Source organism: Pedobacter sp. (assembly GCF_965249885.1).
In the GTDB taxonomy this organism is placed as follows: domain Bacteria; phylum Bacteroidota; class Bacteroidia; order Sphingobacteriales; family Sphingobacteriaceae; genus Pedobacter.
In genome coordinates this window covers 4,467,105-4,489,684 of the sequence record NZ_OZ252254.1, presented here as the reverse complement: position 1 = coordinate 4,489,684, position 22,580 = coordinate 4,467,105, and the positions used below count along the sequence as shown (strand labels likewise).

The following is a 22,580-nucleotide window of genomic DNA, read 5'->3' as shown; positions in this document are numbered from 1 at the left end:
CGATATGGATTTAGCGTATCGATTCCCAGAAAATCCACTTTTATCACCTAAAGATGTTGCACCAAGTGCCGATAACTTGCAGATAATCTGCTTGCTGAACCCGGGTGTGTTCAAATGGCGAGGTAAGATTTATTTGTTGGTGCGTGTGGCAGAAAATGTAGCACCGCAAGAGGGTAAATTGTTTGTGCCTTTGCGTAGCGAAGCTGATTTGCTGGAAATCATGGAACTAAAGCTAGATGATCCGGATTTGATCAGTGCCGATCCGAGGGTCATTAATTACAAAGGCCTCGATTATTTAACTACCATTTCTTACTTGCGTTTATTTAGCAGTGCTGATGGCCGAAATTTTAAAGCTGAACCTTTAGGCCTTCACGGAAAAGGATATTTAGAACGTTATGGCATTGAAGACTGCCGAGTGAGCCAAGTAGAAGATACTTTTTACTTGACCTATACTGCGGTATCATCTAACGGAGTAGCTGTAGGTTTGAGAACTACTAAAGATTGGCAAACTTTTTTAAGTCATGGCTTGATATTTCCGCCACACAACAAAGATGTAGCTATTTTTGAGGAGAAAATCAACGGCAAATTTTATGCATTGCATAGGCCAAGCAGCAAAGATATTGGTGGGAATTTCATTTGGCTTGCCGAATCTTACGATGCCTTGCATTGGGGAAACCATCAGTGTATTGTGAAAACCCGAGGCAACAGTTGGGAAAATGCCAGGGTTGGCGCTGGTGCCGCTCCCATAAAAACCGAAAAAGGTTGGTTGGAAATTTATCACGCAGCTAATCAAGATCATCGCTATTGTCTAGGTGCAGTATTACTTGAGCTCAATAATCCGGCAAAAGTTTTGGCTCGTAGTGAAACGCCGATTATGGAGCCAAAAGAAAGTTATGAACTTAATGGCTTTTTTGGATCAGTGGTTTTTACCAACGGCCACCTTATAAATGGTGATGAATTGACCATTTACTACGGCGCCGCTGATGAATTGATTTGTGGCGCAAAGTTTTCAATAGAGGAAATATTAAAAAGTCTAGTTTATTTAGCTTAACTGACCTTCTCACTTTCTATATTCTACTTCCCACTTTTCTTCCTTTGCCTGTCTTCCGCTGCTTTTACTTCATCTTTTTCTGCTAACGGACGTTCCGTTTTCAACGTAGATTTTGTATTAGCTGTTTTTTCTGATGTTGTTTTTTCTGGCTTTTTCATGGTCAATCTTTATAGAAAATAACATCCTCGCTTTGCATTTTGTTGCTGCAAAGTGCTTCTTTTTGAAAAAGCCGTATTAATACCACATCGCTTTGCGTAAAATGCCTAGGCTTTATGCACGTTATCCGTTTGATAATTACTCAATCTTAAAAACTGAAATGTTATGCTTAAATGCCAAATGTTTTGTACCTTTGGTTTTTAATGAATTTCCTCTATCCGGGCTTTCTTTTTGCACTTTTAGCGGTCTCCATCCCGATCATTATCCATTTATTCAATTTCCGGAAATTCAAGCGAGTTTATTTTAGTAATGTTGCCTTTTTGAAAGAGGTAAAGGAGCAGAATTCGTCGAGGGAAAAACTTAAAAACTTACTGATTTTAGCTGCTAGGATACTCGCCATTACTTTTTTGGTATTAGCGTTTGCAAGGCCGTTTATCACTTCAACTGAAAAGGCCAATCAAAAAAGTGGAAATATTGTAAGTATTTATCTGGATAATTCGTACAGTATGGATGCCGTAAACAAAGAAGGGAGTTTACTGGATGAGGCCAAGCGACGGGCAAAAGAAATTGTAAAAAACTACCAGTTAAATGATAAATTTCAGCTACTTACAAATGATTTTGAAGGTAAGCATCAGCGCTTGTTAAACCCAGATGAATTTGTTCAAGCTGTTGATGAAGTTAAAATTTCTGCCGCCAGTCGTAACTTGCAACAAGTAATTAACAGGCAGCAAGGCGTTTTTACCGGTGGGGCTAACAGATTTTCGTACATAATTTCTGATTTTCAAAAGAATTTTGCTGGAGATGCACCTGTTAAAAAAGTGCAGCAAACGCAATTAACGCTACTGAAATTAAGTGCTAACGAATTACCTAATCTTTCGGTAGATAGTGTTTGGTTTTTATCGCCAGTGCACCAAGCTGGAGCTTCAGAGAAAATTGTGGTGCGTTTAAAAAACTTTGGTAACGAAGATGCGAAAAATGTGCCGTTAAAATTGAGCATCAACGGTCAGCAAAAGGCTATTGGTAGTGTTAACGTGGCTGCAAATGCGCATGCAATAGATACACTTTCGTACAGCGGTTTAAGTTTAGGATGGCAAAAGGCAGTGTTAAGCATTAAAGATTTCCCACTTACATTTGACGACGAGCTTTATTTTACGTTCAACGTAAATGCCAATCAGGAAGTGTTGAGCATAAATGGAGGCAAAACGGCAAAATACATCGAAGCGTTGTTCAACGCTGATCCTTATTTCAAACTTACTTCAATTTCGGAAAACAACATCAACTATACTTCCTTCGCTAATTATAGCTTAATCGTACTGAACGGTTTAAACGAACCATCTACAGGATTGGCGCAGTCGCTTAAAAGCTATGTTAGCAATGGCGGCACCGTTGTAATTTTTCCTTCAACATTTACTGATCAATCGGTTTTTTCTGCATTTTTAAATGCCATCGGTTTGCCGTCGGTTAGCAACGTATTAACTGAACCGACAAAGGTATCTCAAATAGAGCTAAAGCATCCTCTTTTTAACGGCGTGTTCGAAACGCTTCCTAAAAATATTGATTTACCATCGGTTAATAGATATTTTACTTTTACCGATAATAGTAAAATAGCAAAAGAATCTTTATTGCAATTACCAGCAGGGAAAACGTATTTAGCTCGTTATCCAGTTTCGGGCGGACAAGTCTTCTTATCCGCTACAGGTTTGCTTGAAGAGGAGGGGAACTTGTCAAAACATCCACTTTTTGTACCGCTGATGTACAAAATTGCTTTTGAAAGCGCTAAAGATCAACCGTTAAGCTACACCATTGCCAAGGACAACGTGATCACTTTGCCGTCAGTTAAGCTTGGTGCAAATCAGTCATTAAAACTTATTGGAGATGGATTTGATGTGATCCCCGACGTAAGTAACCAAAATGGAAATACCTTATTGTTTGTTGCCGATCAAATCAAAAAGTCAGGTTTCTATCAGGTAAAAAAATCAGACTCTACTTTGGCTGTAGTTGCATTCAACGATGATAGAAGCGAATCGAATATGGTTTACGATGACCAAAATACATTGGAAGACAAGTTTGGTCCGCAAAAAGTACTTTTTATTGATGCAAAAAAGCAGAACGTTTCATCAGCCATTGCAGAAAAAAATAACGGAAGCGAGTTATGGAAACTTTGCCTAATTTTGAGCTTAATTTTCATCGCCGCCGAAGTGCTGTTAATTAGATTTTTTGCCATAAATCCAAAAACAAAAATGAATCGAACGCCGTAGTTTAGTTCCGATTGATTTGTGGCTAGAGATACATTGATTAAAATTGAAAATAAAATTATAATAATTCATGAGCCTCTTAATTAAGGGAATTACCATTGCTGATGCTAGTAGCGAGTTTAACGGAAAAACTTGTGATGTGAGGGTTGAAAACGAATCCATTGTAGAAATTGGGAGTGGTTTGTCGGCTAAAAAATCGGAAACTGTTTTTGAAGCTAACGGAGCCGTTTTATCGCCAGGTTTTTTCGATTTGAACTGTTTTTTCGGCGAGCCAGGTTTGGAAACTAAAGAAGACATTAAAACAGGAACTGCGGCAGCTGCTGCGGGTGGTTTCACTGGCGTAGCCATTATGCCTAATACTAAGCCGGTAATCCAAAGCAAAAGTGAGGTGGAATATGTGATCAATAAAGCTAAAGGTAATTTGGTTGATGTACATCCGATTGGCGCAATTAGTCATGCTTTAGAAGGTAAGGAATTGGCGGAGATGTTCGACATGAAACAGGCAGGAGCAGTTGCCTTTGCGGAAGCCGGAAAAGCAATTGCCGACGATGGTTTTATGAGCAGAGCTTTACAGTACGCTTTAGGCTTTGATGGCTTGATTTTTAGTCACCCAGAAAATAAGTCGCTTGCTGGCAAAGCACATGTGAATGAAAGCGTAACTACTATTCTGTTGGGCATGAAAGGCATTCCGGCATTGGCCGAAGAGATGCAGATTTCAAGAGATATCTTCTTGGCACAATACCACAATGCACCAATTCACATCAGTAATATTTCTACTAGCGGGGCGGTGGCAATCATTAAAAAAGCCAAAAAAGATGGCGTTAAAGTAACCTGTGACGTTGCTGCGCATCAACTGGTTTTTACCGAAGATTTATTGAATGATTTCGATAGTAATTATAAAGTTAAGCCGCCTTTACGTAGCAAAGCTGATAATAAGGCACTTATTGCTGGGTTAAAAGATGGTACTATTGATGCGATTTCTTCACAGCACCGTCCACATGAAATTGAGTTTAAGAACGTGGAATTTGAAATTGCTAGCTATGGTATTATTGCCTTGCAAACGGTTTTGCCATTGTTGTTGCAGGCTGGCTTAGAGGCTTCGTTGATTGTAGATAAATTGGCTGTTTCACCACGTAAACTGTTGAAATTGCAGGTTCCTGAAATTAAGGTAGGAGCAAAAGCTAATTTTACCGTATTCAATCCAAATAAAACTTGGGAATTCAATAGCAACACTAATCAATCTAAATCAGCAAACTCACCTTTGTTTAACACTACGCTAAAAGGAAAAGTGGAATTGGTTTATAACAACGGGCAGTACAATATTTATTAATTTAACTCGTCATTGCGAGGTTCCAATAATTCGGAGAAGCAATCTCCAATTAATCATTTAGATTGCAGCGGGAAGACAAATTCCTCCCAACGTAGGAACAGAAAATGCTTCAAACTCGGTAACGACGAAAATATTTGAAATACATGAACAACACAGTAAAAAAAACAATAACTGCAGCGCTGGCTAAATTCGGCGAAGTGCAAAAAGCAGCAAGCGTTGAACTTACGCATCAATTAATTGCTGTCTTCGAAACGGATACCGACTTCATGTCTAAAGCAGAGAAATTTGACGCTGTTTTTGACGAGTATCCAAAATTCGAAGAGTTGAGAGAAGTATTTTTCGATTTACTAATGATTAATTTCTTCACTAGTGATGTAAACAAACTAGAAGAGGATTATCTAGAATCGAAAGAATGGGAAAAGATAGAAGACGAAACCATTGACAGAGGCACAGAGCTACTGAATTTGCTTTTGTACATCAACGAATGCCACGACGAGCAAATTAAGCCTAGCTTAGAAGACTTCCTAAAAGAGTTCTTATTGGTGGAAGAAGATGAGTTCCAAGATGAGTTTCACATTTACGAAGACTTGATTAGCAACCAACCACTTGTGGAAACGAGTATACAAGAAATTTGCGAAAATGCTAAAATTTTAGACTTAGGCGAAGAAATGAAAGATATGTTTGTGCCGTTTATGGCTTTCTTCCATCAGCCGCAAGCTAATGATGCTGTTTATAAAGATTTGGAGCGTTACAGTAACAATAAAGCTTTTGATGCGTCTTTATACAGTCTAATCACTAGTTTTAATCAAAATAGGTAATCATGAGTATGGAACAACATTTAACTGAGGAGCAAAAAAAGCCGAATGTGTTAGCTTTTCAATTGGCTTTATTATTCGCCTTTTATAACATGGCAATGATTTATGTTTCCGAGCTAATGGGTTTGGGCGGTGCAAAATACGAAACCGCCTCTGTTGGAATAAAAATGCTTTCCACAGCTTTAACTTATGTCCCTTTTATAGGAGTAATTTATTACGTTCAAATTAAACATAAAGCTGACCTAGGCGGATTTATTTCTTTCAAAAGAGCTTTTTCTGCTGGTTTCAAATTAGCCGCCTATGCTGGATTATTCATTGCTTTATTGACTGTTCTTTACTATAAAGTTCTTAGCCCTAGTTCGATGACTGCGGTTATTGATGCGGCAATTCAAAATGCTGGAGATGATCCACAGAAGTTGAAAGGTGTTGAAATGATGAGTAAGTATATTATTTTGTTCATGGTTTTTGGTTTAGCTGTTACATTTACGATTTCCGGCTTAATTATTAGCTTGATTAGTGCTGCTATTGTGAAAAAAGAAAATCCAAATCCTTTCGCAAATCAACAAGATCCAAATTTTGGATAGTCGTAAGTACTTTTTGTTAAATTCAAATCAAGCAAATCGTACACTTTAAAATAAATATGAAACGTGCAATTTTCTCAATATAATTGATGAAATTTGCACGTTGTTTTTTTATGGCGAGCTATTTCGAAATTGATCTCGATACGCCATAAGCTATACTCAATACTTAAGAATGGATATATCAATTGTAGTACCGCTATATAATGAAGACGAATCGCTGCCCGAGTTAATTACTTGGATAGATAGCGTGATGCAAAATCACCAGTTTTCTTATGAGGCAATTTTTATTGATGATGGAAGTACCGACCAATCTTGGAAAGTAATTACTGGCCTAAAGGAACAGTTTCCGAGCATACGAGCAATTAAATTCAGGCGAAACTATGGTAAGTCAGCGGCACTAAATGTCGGCTTTGCTGCAGCACAAGGTGATGTAGTTATTACCATGGATGCCGATTTGCAGGATAGTCCCGATGAAATTCCAGCGCTTTACCGCAGAATTAAGGAAGAAGGCTACGATGTCATCTCCGGCTGGAAAAAGAAACGCTACGATCCAATTACTAAGACCATCCCGACTAAATTGTTTAACGCGGCCACTCGTAAAATGAGTGGTATACAACTGAATGACTTTAATTGCGGGCTGAAATCATACCGACATGATGTAGTTAAAACTATCGAAGTTTATGGCGAAATGCACCGTTATATTCCGGTGTTGGCCAAATGGGCTGGTTTTACTAAAATAGGAGAGCAGGTAGTTGAACATAGGGCTCGTAAATACGGTGTAACCAAATTTGGCTTGAGCAGGTTTATCAACGGCTTTTTGGATTTGATGTCTATTTTCTTTGTAGGGAAATTTGGCAAGCGTCCAATGCACTTTTTTGGCTCGCTAGGTGTGCTTAGTTTCTTCTTAGGAATTATCATGGCCATTTATATCATGGTTGAAAAGAAAATACATATTTGGAACAATTTACCTTACCGTAATTCTACAGACCAACCATTGTTTTATTTAGCTTTGGTGGCCATCATCGTTGGTTCACAAATGTTTTTGGCGGGTTTTGTTGCCGAGTTGGTGGGACGTAACGCCCCGGAAAGAAATCAGTATTTAATTGAAAAAGAAATTAATTAGCTAATTGGCTAATTTGAAAATCAGCTAATTGGTTAATGTTTTTCTCCATTATCATACCACTCTACAATCGTCCGCAAGAAATTAAGGAACTGCTATCCACTTTGTGCAAGCAAACTTACATGCAGTTTGAGGTGCTTGTTATCGAAGATGGTTCGGTGAATGATGCAAAAGATATTGTAGAGAGCTTCAACAATAAGCTGGATATCAAGTATTTTTTTAAGGAAAATTCGGGTCAGGGATTTTCTAGAAACTTTGGTTTTGAGCGTGCCAAAGGCGATTATTTCATTATTTACGATTCAGATATTTTAGTGCCATCCAACTACTTGGAAATAGTAAAGAACTATCTTTACGAACATCAGTTGGATGCTTTTGGCGGGCCAGACGCAGCCCATGAAAGTTTTACCCCCATACAAAAGGCAATCAGTTATGCCATGACCTCTCCATTCACTACGGGTGGCATTAGAGGCAATAAAAAACACATTGGCAAGTTTCATCCACGCAGTTTTAACATGGGTGTTTCTAGGGAAGTGTATGAAAAAGTAGGTGGCTTTATTCTTACTCGTTTAGGTGAAGACATTGAATATAGCATTCGTATCCATGAAAATGGCTTCAAAATAGGCTTAATTCCGGATGCCAAAGTTTACCATAAGCGCCGTACTAGCTTCAAGCAGTTTTATAAACAATTGCACTTTTTTGGTAGGGCCCGCATTAATATTTACAAACATTTTCCTGCCGAGTTGAAAGCAGTTCATTTTTTTCCGGCAATATTTACGCTAGGCTTAGGTTTTACACTAGTTTGCAATGTGTTTTATAGGCCTTTAGCTTACGTTTGTAATTTCTTTGTATTGTTATACTTTTTGTTGATATTTTTTCACGCTTGGCAGAGCAACAAATCAATAAAAATTGCATTTTTGAGTGTAGTAGCTTCTTTTATACAGCTCACCGCTTATGGCTTAGGTTTTATACAAGATTTTGTGAAAAGAGTTGTGATGAAGAATGACAGTTAATGATTAACAATAACCATAGTTGTATTAAATTAGTTATTAAAAATTGATGGATGTTTTTGGGATCGAATCTCAATACTCATATCTCAATACTCATATCTAGAACAATGATCAATTATTTAAAAGAAAGTACGTTTGCAGTTAAGGATGTGGTTACGCAAGCATGGACGGTAACTAAAGAGAACTATTTTTCCATAGCAACGCTATGTTTTCTGATTTTCATCACCGCCTCAACCTCAACATTCATGGCGTTTTTTATGGAAGAGGTTAATGTTGGCATCAAAATCATCATGCTTACCATTTTCATCTTCTGTTATTGTGTCATCGAACTTGGTTTAATCAAATATATTTTACGGCTACTGGACAAAGGCGATGCGGACATTCTAATTGTGGAAACTTTGCCTACACGTGCAGAGGTTTTTAAATTCTTGCTGGCAACATTATATTTTGGTATTGCCATATTAGTTTCCATGCTATTTATTGTGCCGATATTGTATTTCGTACTCTACTTGTTGGATTCGTTATTTAAGTACATGGTGGCACAACACATGATTACCAGCTACGGACTAACAGGTGCCATTATTGTACAGGTAGCGGTTAATATTACAGCGTTAACGGTTTTTTTGGCGTTTTTGAAAATTATCTTCTTTCCATTTTTTATCATTGATAAAGGCACATCAGCATTTGAAAGCATCAAGTTGAGCATGGCAGTTACGAAAGGTAACTTTATGAAATTGGTGTTTTTTCTTTTTGCTCAAGTAATTCTGCAGGCAATCGTTTTCTTCCTATTCAGTTTCGGATTTTGGTTAATTTTTAGGGTAATCGGCTTCTTCTGGGATCTAGAATTTTTTCAGCAATATTCTTCGCTGATTGTGGTAGTGTTCACTTCTTTCGTAATGGTGCCGTTTACTACTGCATTTTTGGCGGTGGCCTATCGTAAAATTATGAGCGATTACAAAGGAGACGAACATCCAGACATTATCCATAACATTGTCTAATTGACGTTTTCTCTGATATAAATCATTTCACATCAATCTCAACGATAAACAAAGCGCCTCATTAAAGGTTAAGGGTATATGGCTTTAAAATCTTTCTTAAGTAAAATATTTGCTTCAATAGTAATTAACGGTATCAACAAATGGAAGTTTGATGCTGTAACAACGCAGGAAGAAACGTTGAGAAATTTAGTTAAAGAAGCAGCAAATACAGTTTTTGGAAAGGAACACGATTTTGCTGCCATCAAAAACTATCAAGATTTTAAAGCTAACGTTCCAATTAGGGACTATGAAGAGCTCCGACCATACATTGATAGGGTTGTAGCTGGCGAGAAAGATATTTTGTGGAAGAATAAGCCTGCTTACTTGGCGAAAACCTCGGGTACAACTTCAGGAGTGAAGTATATTCCCATTTCAAAAGAGTCGATGCCGGAGCACATTAAAGCGGCTCGAAACGCTTTGTTAACCTATATCCATGAAACTGGTAATGCTAGTTTTGTTGATGGTAAGGTCATCTTTTTACAAGGCAGTCCGATACTGACTGAAAAGAACGGCATAAAAGTGGGCAGGCTTTCTGGGATTGTAGCGCATTTGGTGCCTGCATACCTACAAAAAAATCGCATGCCAAGTTATGAAACCAATTGCATTGAAGATTGGGAAGAAAAAGTGGATGCTATTGTTGCAGAAACAATCAATGAGGATATGCGTCTGATTTCTGGAATTCCGCCTTGGGTGCAAATGTATTTCGATAAACTCACCGAGAAATCTGGAGGTAAGCAGATCAAAGAGATTTTTAAAAACTTCCAATTATTTGTCTATGGTGGTGTGAATTTCGAACCTTATCGAGCAAAAATCGAAGCGAGTATTGGTAAGCGTATTGATGCCATCGAAACTTACCCCGCTTCGGAAGGATTTATCGCTTACCAAGACAGTCAGACAGAAAAAGGATTGCTTTTACTTGCTAATGCGGGAATGTTTTACGAGTTTGTTCCTGCTGAGGAGTTTTACAATGAACATCCTACTCGTTTAAGTTTAGCAGAAGTAGAATTGGATAAAAATTATGCGCTGATTTTAAATACCAATGCCGGTTTGTGGGGATACAGCATAGGTGATACCGTAAAATTTGTTTCGTTAAACCCATACAAAATTGTGGTTACAGGGCGAATAAAGCATTTCATCTCCGCTTTTGGAGAACATGTGATAGGGGAGGAAGTAGAACAGGCATTATTGTCGGTAGCAAATTCCGAAGGTGTTGAAATCACTGAGTTTACAGTTGCGCCGCAGGTAAATCCGCCAGCTGGAGAGTTGCCTTTTCACGAATGGTTTATAGAGTTTGCAAAATCTCCAGTTAATATTGCCGAATTTGCGCTAAAAGTGGATGAAGCACTGCAGAAAAAGAATATTTACTATCTTGATTTGATTAAAGGAAATATTCTCCAGCCCTTAAAAATTACATCACTTGAAAAAGATGCATTTGTGAACTACATGAAGACGCAGGGTAAATTAGGAGGTCAAAATAAAGTTCCAAGACTGAGTAATGATAGGAAGATAGCGGAAGGATTAGAGAAATATATTAATACGTAAGCAATCTGTCAATATAACACGTTGACAATAAATAATTCAACAATAAATTTGAAACATATATCCATATTAGGTTCAACAGGTTCAATCGGTACGCAAGCACTAGAGGTAGTGCGAGCAAATCCAAACTTGTACAAAGTTGATGTATTAACCGCTCAGCGAAATGCAGATTTGCTGATTCAGCAGGCGCTGGAGTTTAATCCGGAATTAGTGGTAATTTGCGATGAAGCGCAATATCAAAAATTAAAATCTGCATTGCCTAACGTAAAGGTGCTTGCTGGTGAAGCTGCTTTAATTAATGCCGTACAGCTACCTCAAACGCAACTTGTATTGACAGCAGTGGTGGGCTCGGTAGGATTGAAACCTACCATAGCTGCTATTGAAGCAAAAAAAGATATCGGCCTTGCCAATAAAGAAACCTTAGTAGTTGCAGGTGAATTAGTGATGAATTTGGCTAAGCAGCATGGTGTTAAAATCATTCCTGTTGATTCTGAGCATTCAGCAATTTTTCAATGTCTGGTAGGAGAAGAACAAAATGAAATTGAGAAAATTTTATTGACGGCTTCTGGTGGCCCATTTAGAGGTAAAGACAGGGATTTCTTGGCTGGAGTCAGTAAAAATGAGGCATTAAAGCATCCAAATTGGGTGATGGGCGCTAAAATCACTATTGATTCGGCTTCTTTAATGAACAAAGGTTTGGAAGCTATTGAGGCCAAATGGTTATTTGATTTACAGCCTGAACAGATTGAAGTTGTAGTGCATCCTCAATCTATTATCCACTCTATGGTGCAGTTTACTGATGGTTCAATTAAGGCCCAAATGGGTTTGCCTGATATGAAATTACCGATTCATTATGCCTTAGCTTACCCTAGCAGATTAAAATCAGATTTTGAACGTTTTAGCTTTTTAAAGTATCCAGAATTAACATTTTCCTCGGCAGATACAAAAACTTTTCGTAACCTTGAGCTTGCTTACAGCGCAATGGCCAAAGGTGGTAACATGCCTTGCATCCTAAATGCCGCAAATGAAATTGTGGTGGAGGCTTTTTTAAAGGATAAAATTGGTTTTTTGGAGATGAGCGATGTAATTGAGCAATGTATGGGAGAGCTGAAGTTTATCGCAAGTCCTTCTTTGACTGATTATATTGAATGTGACACCAATGCTAGGATGCTAGCACAACAATTAGTAACAAAATAGATAACAAAACATCTAAAAATAGAAATACACGACATTAATATATGGACGGACTGATTATGGCGGGCCAGCTCTTGCTGGGATTATCGATACTAGTAATATTACACGAATTAGGACACTTTTTAGCCGCTAGGGCATTTGGAATTAAAGTAGAGAAGTTTTATCTGTTTTTTGACGCTTGGGGATTCAATTTGTTTAGTTTCAAGGTAGGAGATACCGAATATGGCGTAGGCTGGTTACCATTAGGCGGCTATGTCAAAATTTCGGGAATGATTGACGAATCCATGGATACCGAACAAATGGCAGCTCCTGCTCAGCCTTGGGAATTTCGTTCAAAGCCAGCTTGGCAACGCTTAATTGTAATGTTGGGTGGTATCATCGTCAATATCATTGTTGGTATTTTCATTTTTTGGATGATGGCCTTTAAATATGGTGATACTTTTATTCCAAACGATAAATTAGCTTATGGCATTAGTCCGGGTATTGTTGGCAAGCAAATGGGCTTGCAGCCTGGCGACAAAATTTTGGCTGTAAATGGCCAAAAGTTGATTTACCTTGATGAAATCATGAGTTCAAAGGTGCTTTTGAACAACACCAAATTAACCATTTCTCGTAACGGTGAAACCAAAGATTTGCGTGTTCCTGAATCAGTTTTGGACAGTATTAGTAAGTACAAAATGAAGGCGTTTATTGGCCCAAGGTTGGTTGCTAAAAAAATAGATTCGGTAATTACACCAAAGGACTTGACGCCTAAGCCTAGTATTCTTGATAAACTAAAGGCGTTATTCGTTAAGCCAAAACCGGTTGTGGTAGAAACCCCAGCTTTTGATGCAGGCTTCAAAAAAGGAGATAGTATCTTGTCAGTAAATGGCAAGCCAGCTAAATTCCACGACCAAATTACTACCGAAGTTTCGGCTAATCCGGGTAAGAAAATTGCCGTGGTTGTGCTAAGAGGAGCTGAACAACTCACCCTTACACCAAAAGTGTCTAAAGATGGTGTTTTAGCGATTAATATTCCGCCAATTAAGCCAGCAATGGTAACCATTAATTATGGTTTTTTTGAAGCGTTTTCAATTGGCATGGATAAAGGTTGGACTTCTTTTACCGACAACGCAAAAGGTATTTGGAAGATGATCACTGGTAAATTGAGTGCTCGTAATATCAGCAGTCCAATTGGAATTGCTGGTGCTTATGGAAGCGAGTTCGATTGGGAGAGATTCTGGGGACTAACAGGCTTGATTTCTATGGCGTTAGCTTTCATGAACTTGTTACCAATTCCCGCTTTGGATGGTGGTCACGTAGTATTTTTAATTATTGAGATGATTAAAGGTAAACCGCTAAGCGATAAGTTTATGGAACGAGCGCAAATTGTAGGCTTCGTGATCTTATTGTGCTTAATGGTGTTTGCGTTTGGTAATGATATCCTGAAAAAATTTGGAATATAAATTTGGCATTAGGTTTTAGGAATAAGGTTTTAGACCTGATACCTAATACCTTGTACCTGATACCTATTAAAATGAATTACTTCGAACTATATAGCTTGCCTGTTTCTTTTCATCCCGATCAAAACGTGGTTAAACAGCAATTTTATGCGCTGAGTAAAAAGTATCATCCAGATTTTTACATCAACGAGAGTTTGGAGAAACAGGAAGAGGTTTTAGAGCTGTCTACGCTAAATAATAAAGCGTTTCAAGTGCTTAAAAGTCCGCAAAAGGTGTTACAATATGTATTGGAACTTAAGGGAGTGATTAGTGAAGGAGAAAATTACACGTTGCCACAGTCTTTCTTAATGGATATGATGGATGTCAATGAAGCTATTATGGATCTACAATTTGATCCCAATCCTGATAAGCAAAAGGAAGTCCAAACTAATTTAAATCGTATCGAAGAAGCATTAATGAGAGATTTAGAGCATAGCACAATGGCTTTCGATAATTTATCCGAGGAAAATCAGCAAATACATTTAGATAAAATCAAAGATATCTACTACAGAAACAAATATATACAGAGAATAAAGGCTAGCTTAGCTAAGCTTTAATTCGCTTGGTTTTTCACTTTTACTTCAAATATTTTAGTTGAGTGCTAAATTTACAATCGCTTAACTCGATTTTGTGGCCTCTAACTCTAGGTTACATTTATCGTCCAATGCATTCAACTGCAATTCCGACACTGTGTAAAGTAGCTTTTATAAGCCTAATGACGATTCATCAAAAGCTCTTAGTTTAATCGAAGCTAATATGATGCCAGCGGCCTAGATACTACACACGCTTATTCAGAATCTTAATAAAATAGTAGCTTTAAGACCTTCTATGATTCCGCTAGGACGTGAACTTCGTTAGTTTCTGTGTTTAAAGGCTGGGTTCGTAGTGACTCAGCGAATTGCTCAACTTTTTATGGGAATTCGTGTAAGTTTTAGTAAAGTCCTAAAAGCAAAAACCCTGCTAATCGTACGATTGCAGGGTTTTATGCGATTTTTTAGTCATTTCTGTGATCCCGCTGGGATTCGAACCCAGGACCACTACATTAAAAGTGTAATGCTCTACCAGCTGAGCTACGGAATCTTCCTTTGTTCTAAGGAGGTGCAAATATAGAATTATGTTAAATTAACTGCAAATAAAAATTAATGATATTTTGTACTTCGCTGATTTATAGTGAAATTATTTAAAATTTACCTGCTTTTGAAGTGATTCACCTTTATTTGATGAGATTTGTCTGACGTAAACTTAGCGTAAGCGTATCGATTTCGCATGTATATTTGTGCTATGCAAAAGAGGAAAAAAATAGTTGTAGCCGTTACTGGTGCCAGTGGATCAATTTATGCAAAATTGCTGTTGGATAGCTTAAGCCTATTACCTGAGCAAATAGAAAAAGTGGGCGTAGTAATGTCCGATAATGCAAAGGAAGTATGGTCGTATGAGCTAGGTGACGAAAGCTACAAAAACTATAATTTTGACTTTTATTCTAAGATGGATTTTAATGCTCCTTTTGCATCTGGTTCGGCAAAGTATGATACCATGATTATTGTGCCTTGTTCAATGGGAGCTTTAGGTCGTATCGCACATGGCATTTCTAATGATTTAATTTCAAGGGCCGCAGATGTAGTTTTGAAAGAAAGAAGAAAGTTGATTGCAGTTGTTAGAGATACACCATTTAGCTTAATTCATCTACAAAATATGAAAACCGTTACGGAAGCTGGAGGGATTATTTGTCCTGCAAATCCGTCTTTTTACAGTAGGCCTACCTCAATCGAAGCGGTAGCTCAAACTGTTGTGGACAGGGTAATAGATTTAGCAGGTCTGGAAAAAGAAAGTTATCGTTGGAATGATTAACATAAACTATGAAATTTGCATATGAAAAAAATCTCTATTAGCGCTGCAGTTGTATTTTTACTATTGCTCTCATTTAATGCTTTAAAAGCTCAAAAAGATTATGTCGTTAAACTCACTGGAGACACAATTTTTGGAAAAATTAGGAAACCATTCTTAGATGGTTTGAAGTTTCAGGAAACCGGACAAAAAGATAGTAGATACATCACTTTAGATGAGTATAAAGCTTATTATCGTTCAAAGGACAGTACGCATTATGTTGCAGTTAAAATACCGGGAGCTAAAAAGTATGAGTTTTTGGAGCGTATGGAGTACGGAAAGCTTCAGTTGTTTGTTAGAGTGGTGAGTAGCCCAGGAACGATGGGGCCAGGCGGTGTGATGACTGGAGGTAGTTCAACTTCTACTTGGTATGCAGGGTTCGATTTAGATAGCCTCTTAGAAGTGAAAACCAATGGATTGATGGGATCTAGATCACAAAGGGAAAAAAACTTCGACACTTTGATTAGTACTTATCCAGAGCTTTTGGAGGATTTTAAAAAGGAAAAGGATTTCAGTTTTGCTATGATAAGGGCTTACGTGAGAAAGTATAATTACTATCATAGGCAAATCAAAAATGAAGTAAAGTAGATTTTTGTCAGATATCTTATGACTTAAAACTTACCGCTTTAAATTTACAACTTACCACAAATTCGTATCTTTGCATCCTTATAATGAAAAAAGTAGCCTTTTATACACTAGGATGCAAGTTGAACTTCTCTGAAACTTCAACAATTGGCAGGTTGTTTACTGATGCCGGGTATGCTGTGGTTGAGTTTACCGATGCAGCCGATGTTTACGTTATCAATACTTGTTCTGTTACTGATCATGCAGATAAAAAATGCAGAAAGGTAGTGAAAGAGGCACTTAAATATTCACCTAATGCCTATGTTACCATTGTTGGTTGCTATGCGCAGCTAAAGCCACAAGAAATTGCTGAAATAGAGGGCGTTGATATGGTGCTGGGTGCTGCTGAAAAATTTCGAATTGTCGAGTTCATCACTGATCTAACAAAGCAGCCTAAAGCGGTTGTGCATCAGCAAGATATCGAAAAGGTGAATCACAATTTCATTGCGGCGTATTCCATTGGCGATCGTACGCGTACCTTCTTAAAGGTACAAGATGGTTGCGACTATCCTTGTACTTATTGCACTATTCCCTTAGCTAGAGGAAATAGCCGTAGTGATACCATTGAAAATGTGCTGCAAAAGGCGCAACAAATTGCTGCAAGTGGTGTGAAAGAAATCGTGCTTACTGGTGTTAACTTGGGAGATTTCGGCATAAGAGAAGGCAAGCGTGAAGATCGTTTCTTTGACTTAGTAAAAGCTTTAGATGAAGTAGAAGGGATTGAGAGGATTAGAATTTCATCTATCGAGCCTAATTTATTGAGCAATGATATCATTGAATTCGTAGCTACATCAAAACGTTTTGTGCCGCATTTTCATATCCCTTTGCAATCAGGTTCTAATAAAATTTTAGGCTTGATGAAACGCCGCTATCAGCGTGAATTATACATAGATAGAGTAGCAAAAATCAAAGAATTAATGCCAAATTGCTGCATAGGAGTAGATGTGATTGTGGGCTTCCCTGGTGAAACGCAGCAAGATTTTTTGGATACCTATGAGTTTCTGAACGGTTTGGATGTTTCTTATTTGCACGTATTTACTTATTCGGAACGTGAACAAACCGAAGCTGCAGTAATGCCGGGTAAAGTGGTAGGGAGTACTCGTTTCGAACGCAATAAAATGCTCCAGATCTTATCTGACAAAAAACGTCGTGCTTTCTATCAATCACAAATTGGTGCACATGCACAGGTACTGTTTGAAGATGATCAAAAAAATGGTTTCATGCATGGTTTTACTAAAAACTATGTCAAAGTGAAAGCTAAGTATGATCCACTAATGGTAAACGAACTGAAAAACGTGAAGTTAGTCGCTATCACTGCCGATGGAGAGGTGGAAGTTGCTGAAGCAGAAACCATGTTCAGCTAACATCCACAAAGCATCAAGCAAATCAGCTTAAGCGAAACAAAAGAGTTTATAAATCGCACAATTCAACAATTAAATGTACTTTTGCGATAAAACTTATTAAGTATGTTTCCTACGGTATCCCATTTCTTATCATATTTATTCGGTATAAATATTCCCCTGCCTTTTAATACGTTTGGTGTTTTTGTGGCCTTGGCTTTTTTAGCCGCTTACTGGGCTTTCACTAAGGAGCTTAAAAGAAAAGAAGCATTGGGTTTAATCATGCCGACTAAACGTACTACGTATGTAGGTGAGCCTGCAAGTATTGGAGAGTTAATATCAAATGCAGTATTTGGCTTCTTAATTGGTTACAAGTTGATCTATGCACTTGTTAATTATAAACTTTTTGTGGCTGATTCGCAAAGTGTGTTGTTATCCACAAAAGGCAATGTACTAGGAGGTATCGCCTTGGCGGCACTTTTTGTTTACTGGTCTTATAAAGAAAAAGATAAAAATAAATTACCAACTCCTAAGAAAGTCGAGGTCACGGTTCATCCTTACGAATTAATGAGCAACATGGTAGTTTGGGCTGCAATTTGGGGCTTTTTAGGTGCTAAAATTTTCGACAATTTAGAGCATTGGGATAGTTTTATCGCTGATCCTATCGCTGGTCTGCTTTCTTTTAGTGGCTTAACATTTTACGGCGGGCTAATTTGTGGTGGTGCAGCTGTGTTATACATTGCACATAAAAATGGCATTAAGCCTTTGCACATGCTTGATGTTGGCGCTCCGGGTATGATGTTGGCCTATGGTGTCGGCCGTATCGGTTGTCACATGTCTGGAGATGGAGATTGGGGCATTGTAAATCCACATCCGAAACCATTTTCTTGGTTGCCTGATTGGCTTTGGGCTTACACTTATCCAAATAATGTAGCAGGCGAAGGTATTCCCATTCCAGGTTGCGTGGGTAAATTCTGTAATGAATTGCCCCAACCAGTATATCCAACCCCAATTTATGAAGTAATCGCCGCCTTATTGATTTTTTGGTTCCTTTGGAAAATTAGGGATAAAATAAAAACGCCAGGAATGATGTTTGGCATTTATTTAATGTTCAACGGTTTGGAGCGTTTCTTAGTCGAGCTCATCCGTGTGAACTCAAAATATCATGTTGCTGGTATTCCATTTACACAGGCCGAGTTAATTTCTGCTATTTTATTCATTGCAGGAGCTTCACTTGTCACATATTCGGTTAAAAATAAAGAGAAACTGGCTAATTATTAAGCGGATGAATTTAGAACTGTTGTGTGATAAGGTCGTTAATATTGCTAGGCTTACAGGTAATTTTATCCGAAAAGAAGCTTTGGCTTTCGATCAAAATGCTATCGAATATAAGGGGCTAAATGATCTCGTATCTTATGTGGATAAGACTGCAGAAAGGCAGTTGGTAAAAAATCTTGCAAAAATACTTCCCGAGGCCGGCTTTATTACTGAAGAGGACGAAACAGAAAATTCTTACCACAAGCCGTTTACTTGGATTATTGATCCGCTAGACGGAACTACCAATTTTATACATGGCATTCCAACTTTCTCTATTAGTATAGCACTTTACGAAGGCAGCGAGCCAATCCTTGGCGTTGTTTACGAAATCAATAGGGGAGAGATGTTCTATTCATATAAAGGTGCGCCAGCTTTTTTAAATAAGAAGGAAATCAGGGTTTCGCAAGCCACAGATTTATCACAGTGTTTACTTGCCACTGGCTTCCCTTATTACCAATTTGATAAACAACCGCAATACATCAAATTGTTTACTGAAATGATGCAGAAATGCCATGGTTTACGTAGGATAGGTTCTGCGGCAGTGGATTTAGCTTACGTTGCATGTGGCAGGTTTGATGCTTACTTCGAATACAATTTGAATTCTTATGATATGGCGGCTGGTGCATTTTTGGTGAAGCAGGCAGGTGGTACGCTACTTAACTTTTCTGGTGGTGATGAGTATTTAGAGACGCGGGAAATTGTGGCTACTAATGGCTTAATCACTCAGGAAATCCTCGACACCATTAAAAAGCACTTCTGATATCGTGTTTTTTAGCGCCGCAATGTGGCTACTTTGTACAATTTGTCTTTAATCAAATTCTAAATTAAGATTAAGGCTAGGTCTGAATAACTTTTCTTCGTTCAATAGTTGTATATTGTTTTATCAATAGTACTGCAATGAAAAAGAAAATATTACTGGGCCTATTGCTCGCTTTTTTGCTTATTCAATTATTTAGGCCACAGAAAAATAAATCAGAAGTAAAGCAGGTTAATGACATTAGTGCAGTGTATCAGGTTCCCAAAGAAACGGGTCAACTACTTCAAACGTCCTGTTATGATTGCCACTCTAACAACACCAACTATCCATGGTATGCGCACATACAGCCAGTGGCTTGGTGGTTAAATGATCATATTGTGGAAGGTAAGGAGGAGCTTAATTTTTCGGAGTTCGGTACTTATTCACTTAAAAAACAAGCCCATAAATTGGACGAAATAGCTGAGCTAGTGGCAAGCGGCGATATGCCTTTACCGTCCTACACCATCATACATGGAAATGCGAAATTGAGCGATGTTCAGAAAAAACAGCTCACCGATTGGGCGAATAGTCTAAAAATGGCGATTGAGGCTAAGGTGAAATAGACTTAATAAAAAAGAGCTATCTTTTAGTGATAGCTCTTTTTTCTATAATGCTTCTGATACTACTTCTTTTACTTCGGGTACCATGCGCTGCAGTAAGTTCTGTATGCCTGATTTCAACGTGATCGTACTTGATGGACAGCCGCTACAAGAACCTCTTAGTTCTACCGTTACAACGCCTTCATCAAATGATTTGTAGGAAATAGCACCGCCATCTTGCTCTACCGCTGGTCTTACGTAATCATGTAAAATCTGCTGAATCTTAATCTCAGTTTCTGTTCCTTCAAAATTCGGAGCTTCTTCAGCTGCGTCTTTAATCTTCAACTCAGATTCAACCGCACCTTTTACAAATTCTTTTAAGATAGCTTCAATATCACTCCATTCTGCGTCTTCAGTTTTAGTGATAGTCACAAAATTACTAGCAAAAAAAACGCCGTTTACAAAGTTGAATTTAAACAGTTCTTTTGCAAATGGAGAGCTTTCTGCACTTTCTTTGGTGGCAAAATCCTCACTGCCGTTAATAAGCAGCTTATTTACCATAAATTTCATGGTAGCTGGGTTTGGAGTTTGCTCTGTATATACGTTGATAGTCATTGATGTAAAATTTAATAGTACAAAAATATGGAATTGCTATTCCACTTCTTGTCTAATTTAGGTCATTAAAGTTAAAATGGTCTATTGAATTTAATAATGATAATAGAACAAATTATCCATTAGCGCTTAAAAAATACCAGTGTAGCTAAAAGGCGTAATTTGTTTTAGCTCCACCTTTACTTGCTCATTAACATCTAGCTCGTCAATAAAAGCTGCAATTGTATTCGCAGTGATTTTTTGATTAGTTCTAGTCAGCGCTTTCAGTGCTTCGTAAGGATTTGGATAAGCCTCTCTACGTAAAATGGTTTGGATTGCTTCTGCAACTACTGCCCAGTTTTCTTCCAAATCTGCGTCAATAGCCTGTTGATTGAGTATGATTTTTCCTAAACCTCTTAATGTTGAGTTGATTGCGATTAAAGTGTGTGCCATCGGTACGCCGATATTTCTAAGCACTGTTGAGTCGGTTAAATCACGCTGCAAACGTGAAATTGGCAATTTCGCAGCTAAAAATTCGAATAATGCATTGGCAATCCCTGCATTTCCTTCCGCATTTTCAAAGTCAATAGGGTTTACTTTGTGTGGCATTGCCGATGAGCCAACTTCGCCTTCTTTTATTTTTTGCTTGAAGTAATTTTTTGAAATATAGGTCCAAATATCTCTATCTAAATCTATGATAATATTGTTGATACGTTTTAAAGCATCGCACTGAGCAGCAAACTGATCATAATGTTCAATTTGTGTGGTGTATTGCGCCCTGCTTAAACCCAAAGTTTCGTTTACAAATCGGTTTGAAAACTCAACCCAGTTAATTTGTGGATAGGCAATGTGGTGCGCATTGAAGTTACCCGTTGCACCGCCAAACTTAGCACCATTTGGTAGCTGCTTTAAATTTGCCAATTGTACTTTTAAACGCTCTACGAAAACCATGAACTCTTTTCCTAATTTAGTAGGTGACGCAGGTTGACCGTGAGTATGTGCCAATAACGAAACATCTTTCCATTCGTTTGCAATGTTGGAAAGTGCAGCTATCAGTTGTTCTAAAGCTGGATAATAACTTTCAGTTAGGGCAAGTTTAAACGTATACGGAATAGCAGTATTGTTAATGTCTTGTGAAGTTAGTCCAAAATGGATAAATTCTTTGTAGGCTTCGAGGCCCAACTGATCAAACTTTGCTTTGATAAAGTATTCTACCGCTTTTACATCGTGGTTGGTTACGCTTTCGGTTTCCTTCACACTCTGCGCATCGGCATCATTAAAGTTTCCGTAGATATCTCTGAGTTTGGAAAATAAAGTACTATCAAAGTTTTCGGTACCCGGAATTTTCGCTTCAACCAGTGCAATGAAATATTCTATCTCTACTAAAACCCTATACTTGATTAAAGCGTATTCCGAAAAATAATTAGCTAATGCTGAAGTGGTTTTTCTGTAACGGCCGTCAATAGGGGATATCGCTTGCAATGGAGATAAAGTCATAGTTGCTGGTTTTTTAAAAAGATTTGCAAAGTTAACATTTGTTGGCTATTAACATAGCTAAAAAGCGAAATGTCGTAAACGAAAAAAGTCCCGAGTAATTAAACTCGGGACTTTCTATTCTGTTTCAACTATTGACTAGTGAGCTTTAGCAGCTGAGTCAACTTTAGCAGCAGCTGAATCAACTTTAGCAGCAGCTGAATCTACAGTAGCAGCAGCTGAATCAACAACAGCAGTTGAATCCATTGCAGTTGAGTCAGTAGCTTCTGCTTTTTTCTCAGATGAACAAGCAACTACAGTTAAAGATAATGCTAATGCTAAAAAGCCAAATTTGAATAAGTTTTTCATTTTGTTTTTAAGTTTAAACTTTATATAAAATTAATTAATTACTGGTTAATACCCTTATTCTTAAAAGGTAACCCGAAAAAT

At 37.8% G+C, this 22,580-nt stretch carries 22 protein-coding genes and 1 tRNA gene; 18 read left to right on the top strand and 5 right to left on the bottom strand.

What is annotated here, in order from left to right:
* Positions 1 to 4 precede the first annotated feature (4 nt).
* Positions 5 to 1,051, top strand: coding sequence for a glycoside hydrolase family 130 protein (locus ACY2A0_RS19010; RefSeq protein ID WP_461790952.1), 1,047 nt, complete (start codon positions 5 to 7; stop codon positions 1,049 to 1,051).
* A 23-nt stretch (positions 1,052 to 1,074) separates the two neighbouring features.
* Here the strand turns inward: ACY2A0_RS19010 and ACY2A0_RS19005 are convergent, their stop codons facing one another.
* Positions 1,075 to 1,209: a hypothetical protein gene (locus ACY2A0_RS19005; RefSeq protein ID WP_461790951.1), complete on the bottom strand. Its 135-nt coding sequence runs from the start codon at positions 1,207 to 1,209 to the stop codon at positions 1,075 to 1,077.
* Between the two features lie 201 nt (positions 1,210 to 1,410).
* On the opposite strand from ACY2A0_RS19005, the gene ACY2A0_RS19000 reads away from it, so the two are divergent.
* From ACY2A0_RS19000 to ACY2A0_RS18950, 11 genes are all read left to right on the top strand, one after another.
* Positions 1,411 to 3,465 (top strand): BatA domain-containing protein, encoded by a 2,055-nt coding sequence (locus ACY2A0_RS19000; RefSeq protein WP_461790950.1) that lies wholly within the window; start codon positions 1,411 to 1,413, stop codon positions 3,463 to 3,465.
* A gap of 67 nt (positions 3,466 to 3,532) precedes the next feature.
* A complete protein-coding gene (locus ACY2A0_RS18995; protein WP_461790949.1) occupies positions 3,533 to 4,792 on the top strand; it encodes a dihydroorotase in 1,260 nt (419 codons plus the stop codon).
* Between the two features lie 143 nt (positions 4,793 to 4,935).
* A complete protein-coding gene (locus tag ACY2A0_RS18990) occupies positions 4,936 to 5,610 on the top strand; it encodes a hypothetical protein (protein WP_461790948.1) in 675 nt (224 codons plus the stop codon).
* 2 nt (positions 5,611 to 5,612) lie between these two features.
* Positions 5,613 to 6,191: a DUF4199 domain-containing protein gene (locus tag ACY2A0_RS18985; RefSeq protein ID WP_461790947.1), complete on the top strand. Its 579-nt coding sequence runs from the start codon at positions 5,613 to 5,615 to the stop codon at positions 6,189 to 6,191.
* 169 nt (positions 6,192 to 6,360) lie between these two features.
* Positions 6,361 to 7,311: a glycosyltransferase family 2 protein gene (locus ACY2A0_RS18980; protein ID WP_461790946.1), complete on the top strand. Its 951-nt coding sequence runs from the start codon at positions 6,361 to 6,363 to the stop codon at positions 7,309 to 7,311.
* A gap of 35 nt (positions 7,312 to 7,346) precedes the next feature.
* Positions 7,347 to 8,318 carry a glycosyltransferase family 2 protein gene (locus ACY2A0_RS18975; RefSeq protein WP_461790945.1) on the top strand — a complete coding sequence of 324 codons (972 nt, stop codon included), beginning with the start codon at positions 7,347 to 7,349 and terminating at the stop codon, positions 8,316 to 8,318.
* A gap of 104 nt (positions 8,319 to 8,422) precedes the next feature.
* A complete protein-coding gene (locus ACY2A0_RS18970) occupies positions 8,423 to 9,313 on the top strand; it encodes a hypothetical protein (RefSeq protein WP_461790944.1) in 891 nt (296 codons plus the stop codon).
* A 78-nt stretch (positions 9,314 to 9,391) separates the two neighbouring features.
* The gene (locus ACY2A0_RS18965; RefSeq protein ID WP_461790943.1) at positions 9,392 to 10,894 is read left to right on the top strand and encodes a GH3 auxin-responsive promoter family protein; all 1,503 of its coding nucleotides are present in this window, start codon (positions 9,392 to 9,394) and stop codon (positions 10,892 to 10,894) included.
* Positions 10,895 to 10,942: 48 nt separating this feature from the next.
* A complete protein-coding gene (locus ACY2A0_RS18960; protein ID WP_461790942.1) occupies positions 10,943 to 12,088 on the top strand; it encodes a 1-deoxy-D-xylulose-5-phosphate reductoisomerase in 1,146 nt (381 codons plus the stop codon).
* A gap of 41 nt (positions 12,089 to 12,129) precedes the next feature.
* Positions 12,130 to 13,530, top strand: coding sequence for an RIP metalloprotease RseP (rseP, locus tag ACY2A0_RS18955; protein ID WP_461791739.1), 1,401 nt, complete (start codon positions 12,130 to 12,132; stop codon positions 13,528 to 13,530).
* 71 nt (positions 13,531 to 13,601) lie between these two features.
* Positions 13,602 to 14,123, top strand: coding sequence for an iron-sulfur cluster co-chaperone HscB C-terminal domain-containing protein (locus tag ACY2A0_RS18950; protein WP_461790940.1), 522 nt, complete (start codon positions 13,602 to 13,604; stop codon positions 14,121 to 14,123).
* 450 nt (positions 14,124 to 14,573) lie between these two features.
* Here ACY2A0_RS18950 and ACY2A0_RS18945 read toward each other — a convergent pair.
* Positions 14,574 to 14,646, bottom strand: a tRNA-Lys gene (locus tag ACY2A0_RS18945).
* Positions 14,647 to 14,847: 201 nt separating this feature from the next.
* Between ACY2A0_RS18945 and ACY2A0_RS18940 the strand changes: the two genes are divergently transcribed.
* From ACY2A0_RS18940 to ACY2A0_RS18915, 6 genes are all read left to right on the top strand, one after another.
* Positions 14,848 to 15,414, top strand: a complete 567-nt coding sequence (locus ACY2A0_RS18940) for a UbiX family flavin prenyltransferase (RefSeq protein ID WP_461790939.1) — start codon at positions 14,848 to 14,850, stop codon at positions 15,412 to 15,414.
* 21 nt (positions 15,415 to 15,435) lie between these two features.
* Positions 15,436 to 16,038, top strand: coding sequence for a hypothetical protein (locus ACY2A0_RS18935; protein ID WP_461790938.1), 603 nt, complete (start codon positions 15,436 to 15,438; stop codon positions 16,036 to 16,038).
* A gap of 83 nt (positions 16,039 to 16,121) precedes the next feature.
* Positions 16,122 to 17,438 (top strand): tRNA (N(6)-L-threonylcarbamoyladenosine(37)-C(2))-methylthiotransferase MtaB, encoded by a 1,317-nt coding sequence (gene mtaB / locus ACY2A0_RS18930; protein WP_461790937.1) that lies wholly within the window; start codon positions 16,122 to 16,124, stop codon positions 17,436 to 17,438.
* A gap of 102 nt (positions 17,439 to 17,540) precedes the next feature.
* Entirely contained in the window at positions 17,541 to 18,695 is a 1,155-nt protein-coding gene (locus tag ACY2A0_RS18925; RefSeq protein ID WP_461790936.1) for a prolipoprotein diacylglyceryl transferase, read from the top strand.
* 4 nt (positions 18,696 to 18,699) lie between these two features.
* Positions 18,700 to 19,491, top strand: a complete 792-nt coding sequence (locus ACY2A0_RS18920) for an inositol monophosphatase family protein (RefSeq protein ID WP_461790935.1) — start codon at positions 18,700 to 18,702, stop codon at positions 19,489 to 19,491.
* Positions 19,492 to 19,628: 137 nt separating this feature from the next.
* Complete coding sequence (locus ACY2A0_RS18915; protein WP_461790934.1) at positions 19,629 to 20,090, top strand: heme-binding domain-containing protein; 462 nt, start codon at positions 19,629 to 19,631, stop codon at positions 20,088 to 20,090.
* Positions 20,091 to 20,132: 42 nt separating this feature from the next.
* Here ACY2A0_RS18915 and ACY2A0_RS18910 read toward each other — a convergent pair whose 3' ends face one another.
* From ACY2A0_RS18910 to ACY2A0_RS18900, 3 genes are all read right to left on the bottom strand, one after another.
* Entirely contained in the window at positions 20,133 to 20,681 is a 549-nt protein-coding gene (locus ACY2A0_RS18910) for a NifU family protein (protein WP_461790933.1), read from the bottom strand.
* A 126-nt stretch (positions 20,682 to 20,807) separates the two neighbouring features.
* The gene (purB, locus tag ACY2A0_RS18905; protein ID WP_461790932.1) at positions 20,808 to 22,154 is read right to left on the bottom strand and encodes an adenylosuccinate lyase; all 1,347 of its coding nucleotides are present in this window, start codon (positions 22,152 to 22,154) and stop codon (positions 20,808 to 20,810) included.
* Between the two features lie 135 nt (positions 22,155 to 22,289).
* A complete protein-coding gene (locus ACY2A0_RS18900) occupies positions 22,290 to 22,499 on the bottom strand; it encodes a PG1828 family lipoprotein (protein WP_113639234.1) in 210 nt (69 codons plus the stop codon).
* Positions 22,500 to 22,580: the final 81 nt, after the last annotated feature.